Source organism: Promineifilum sp. (SeqCode) (assembly GCF_041918635.1).
Lineage (GTDB): Bacteria > Chloroflexota > Anaerolineae > Promineifilales > Promineifilaceae > Promineifilum.
In genome coordinates this window covers 1-2629 of the sequence record NZ_JAYRVJ010000820.1, presented here as the reverse complement: position 1 = coordinate 2629, position 2629 = coordinate 1, and the positions used below count along the sequence as shown (strand labels likewise).

Annotated in this window: 3 protein-coding genes and 1 pseudogene; 1 reads left to right on the top strand and 3 read right to left on the bottom strand. The window is 62.8% G+C overall.

Annotation, left to right across the window (positions count from 1 at the left end; genetic code table 11):
• Positions 1-369 (top strand): annotated as a pseudogene (locus ACE3UY_RS23305) (hypothetical protein); the annotation flags it as partial.
• 65 nt (positions 370-434) lie between these two features.
• On the opposite strand, the gene dnaN reads toward ACE3UY_RS23305, so the two are convergent.
• The 3 genes from dnaN to ACE3UY_RS23290 all read right to left on the bottom strand — a co-directional run.
• On the bottom strand, positions 435-1568 hold the full coding sequence (gene dnaN / locus ACE3UY_RS23300) for a DNA polymerase III subunit beta (RefSeq protein WP_374689858.1): 1134 nt from the start codon (positions 1566-1568) through the stop codon (positions 435-437).
• 141 nt (positions 1569-1709) lie between these two features.
• Entirely contained in the window at positions 1710-2234 is a 525-nt protein-coding gene (locus ACE3UY_RS23295; protein WP_374689857.1) for a TrmH family RNA methyltransferase, read from the bottom strand.
• Positions 2235-2278: 44 nt separating this feature from the next.
• Positions 2279-2629: hypothetical protein (locus ACE3UY_RS23290; protein ID WP_374689856.1), on the bottom strand; the 351-nt coding region annotated here is incomplete at its 5' end.

The following is a 2629-nucleotide window of genomic DNA, read 5'->3' as shown; positions in this document are numbered from 1 at the left end:
GCGCTGATGGACATCGCCGTGGGGGGCAAGACGCCGCTCTCGGCCGGTCTCTACCTCGCCTATCAGGTCTTCCGTCAGGAAGCCTATAGCCACCCCGACGTGCTGCCGCTGATGCTCCTGCTCACCGACGGCGCGGGCAACGTCAGCATGACCGACCTGCCGCCCCAGGAAGAGGCGCGCAAGATCGCCGAACTGATTGCCGAAACCGATGTGCGCTCGGTGGTCATCAACATGGAGCACGCCGCCTTCGACCAGGGCCTCGCGCGCCTACTGGCCGAATGGCTCGGCGCGCCCTGCCACACCCTCGAAGACCTGCGGGCGGATACGTTGTATCGGACGGTACTGGATCAGTTAGGGACCGGCGGTTAGGGGCTAGGGGTTAGGTTCTAGGGAAGAGCGCTCTTCCCTGGAACCTAACCCCTAGCCCCTAGTCCTTAGCGATTGAAGTTCATGGGCATAATGATGTGCACAAAGTCATTGTCGCCCACCGGTTTCAGCACCCCCGGCTCGTTGGGACTGGTCGTCTCCAGGGCCACCTGAGGCGTGTCGATGACGCCAAGGGCGTCGGCCATGAACTTGACGTTGAAGGCGATTTCGACCGGCATGCCATCGACGTTGGCGTCAACCTGAGCCACGTTATCGCCCGTCTCCTTGCTGTTGGCGGCCACGGTGGCGAAGGCGGGCGAGAGACCGTCGCCCGGCTCCACCGATACCCGCGCCGTGTTACTCGACTCGCGGGCGAAGATGTCGGCCGTGCGGCACGCCTTGGTGAACTCGGCCGTGTTCAGGACAGTCCGCGTCGTGTGCCGTTGGGGGATGATGGGAGCGTAGTCCGGGAACTTGCCGTCGATAAGTTGTGAAACGAGCAGGGTGTTGTCCAGGTCGAAGATGATCTGGTTGCGCCCGCTGGGCATGGAGATGTAGACCGCCTCCAGGTCGTCGCTGATGATGCGGGCGACCTCGTGCAGCGCGCGGGCGGGGATGATGACGTTGAATGGCTTCTCCACGTAGCCGGCGATGTGGGCCGAGCGGACGGAGAGGCGGAAGCCGTCGGTCGCGGCCATGATGATCCGGCTGCCCTCAAAGGTGGTGGAGACGCCGGTCAGCGATGGACGCGAATCGTCTGTGGCCGCGGCGAAGGCTACCTGAGAGATGACCTGCTTGAGCACGGCCGGCTCCATGCGGATGCGGTTTTCCTGATCGGGATCAGGGATGACCGGGAACTCGTTGGCGTTGATACCCTTAACGTTGGCCTGTATCTTGCCGCAAGAGACGTGAAGCGTCTCGGTCGTCTTATTGAGCGTCAGGTCAACGCGGTCCTGCGGGAAGGTGTTGATCAACTCGCTGAAGGTGCGCGCCGGCACGGTCGTAGCGCCCGCTTCCTGCACGGTGGCGCCAATCCAGCAGGTAATGACGATCTCAAGATTAGTGGCCGACAGCTTCAAGCGGCCGTTGTCCACCGCCAGCAGCACGTTGCCCAGTACCGGCAGCGTCGAGCGGGGGCTGACGGCGCGGCCGACGATACTCAGTCCTTTGGCGAGGTTGTCTTGCAGGCAGGAAATCTTCATGGGCGCACTCTCCAAACAATTGTTGTAGTATCCCGCATGTTATTCCTCAGTATACCCCGACTGCCCCCATTTGGCAAGTTTAGGGGTTAGGTTCTAGGGGCTAGGTTCTAGGGAACAACGCTCTTCCCTAGAACCTAGCTCCTAGCCCCTACTCCGGATGTGGTAGAGGACAACGGCCAGCGCCACGTGGACGTTGAGGGACAAGCCCTTGCCGTACATAGGCAGGAAAACGGCCGCGTCACAGGCGGCCAGAGTGGCTTTGGTTACGCCGTGGTCTTCGTGGCCGACGACCAGGCAGCACTTCGAGGCGTAGTCGAACTGATGGTAGGGCGTGGCATCGTCGGTCAACTCGATGGCGACAATCTGGTAGCCGCGCTCTTTCAGCCCGCCGATGGCCGCCAGTGGATCAGCCTCATAGCGCCAGGGCAGGCGCAGACTCTTGAATCGCCCTACCTTGTCAATGGTGGCGTTGGGCGGCGTGGGGGTGATGCCCGTCAGCACCAACTCGCTGACGCCCGCGCCGTCGGCCAGTCGGAAGATGGAGCCGACGTTGGCCGGGTATTCCACGCTCTGGAGCAGAGCCACCAGATCGTGTGGGGGCGGGTGGGCGCGCCGGTAGTCGCGCACGAAGCGTTTGAGATCAGTACCAATGAGTGGGCGCATCATAAATAGAAACCGGGTTTCTTCTGAGAAACCCGGTTTCTAATTGTCTAGTCTTTAGCCACAATCGGCAAACTGATCAGCCGTGGCGGCGGCTCGACGTTGAGCCACAGCGGAACCGTCCGCCGGACGACGTTGCCGCGCATCAACCCGGCTACGGTGGCCGCGGCTTCGACTTGTCCGGCGCGCGAGGCGGCGGTCGCATCGACGGTGATCGTCACGTCCTGGCTGCCGGCCAGTGTGCCCGACCAGGTGACGGTGCGGGTGGCAAGGTTGTAGAGGGCATGGCCCTGGCTGGCGCTCACTGAGGCGATATCCACCACCAGGCCGGGCGGCACGTTGATGGCTATGTCCACCACCTCGCTATCGGTGCTGCCGTTCCAGGCCCACAGACTGAGCGT